General features: G+C 57.2%; 1 protein-coding gene. It reads left to right on the top strand.

The window, feature by feature from the left end:
* Positions 1-59: 59 nt before the first annotated feature.
* Positions 60-1,208, top strand: a 1,149-nt coding sequence (locus ACRZ91_RS22160) for an IS30 family transposase (RefSeq protein ID WP_480908649.1), incomplete at its 3' end; no start/stop codon positions are given.

Here is a 1,208-nt window from a genome sequence, read left to right as displayed (position 1 = left end):
GGTGCCCTCAACAGGTGGACGCAACACTTTAATCTTTGAGCAAAGATGGAGTGTTTCCCATGAAGTATCGTCGTCGCATTTACTATAACGCCGCACAGCGTGCTGAGATTTGGGATCGTTGGCAGCGCGGGGAGTCGATGAGTTCTATCGGTCGGGTGTTTGATCGGCAGTCCTCGTCTGTGTTTTCCGTCATTTCCCCGACAGGCGGCATCCGTCCGCCGGATCGGACGCGGAACAAACGGGCTCTGGTCCTTGGCGAACGAGAAGAGATATCGCGTGGGCTCAGTACAGGCAGGTCTCTGCGGTCCATCGCGTTTCAATTGGGGCGCGCGCCTTCGACGATCAGCCGGGAGGTCCGGCGCAATGGCGGCCGCGTTGCCTATCGGGCGGCAGCTTCGGAACAGGCGGCCTGGGATCGTGCCCTGCGCCCCAAAGCATGCAAGCTGGCTTGCCACTCGGCGTTGGCCCGCGCAGTATCCGCAAAGCTGCGCCGCAAATGGTCACCCGAACAGATCGCGGGCTGGCTCAAACGCAGCTTTCCGGGAGAGGCGCAAAAACAGGTGTCGCATGAGACGATATATCGAAGCCTGTATATCCAGGCGCGTGGGGTGCTGAAGAAAGAGTTACTGGATCATCTGCGCGCCAGGCGCACGGTGCGTCGATCACGGCATGCCAGCCTCAAGCGCAACGGTCTGGGACAGGTCAAAGATGCCGTCTCGATCAGCGAACGACCTGCCTGCGTTGAGGATCGCGCCGTTCCTGGGCATTGGGAAGGCGACCTGATCGGCGGCTCCAAAAACAGCTATGTCGCCACTCTGGTTGAACGCCAATCTCGCTATGTCATGCTGATCAAGGTCGCCAACAAGGACACCAGGAGCGTAATCTCAGGGCTAATCAAACAATCAAAACGTCTGCCAAAAGAACTCTATAAATCCCTGACCTGGGATCGTGGAAAGGAACTCGCGGACCATCCGCGATTGACGATGGCAACCGATGTTGAGGTTTATTTCTGCGATCCACATTCGCCGTGGCAGCGCGGTTCAAACGAGAACACCAACCGCCTTCTTCGCCAATACCTACCACGTGGAACCGATTTATCGGTGCACTCGCAAGCGAAACTCAGTGCCATCGCAAGACAGCTCAATGAGCGGCCTCGCAAAACCTTGCAATATCAAACACCAGCTGAGAAGTTCACAGAATGTGTTGCG

Source organism: Ruegeria sp. O11 (genome assembly GCF_056535285.1).
This window is presented reverse-complemented; position numbering and strand designations above follow the sequence as displayed.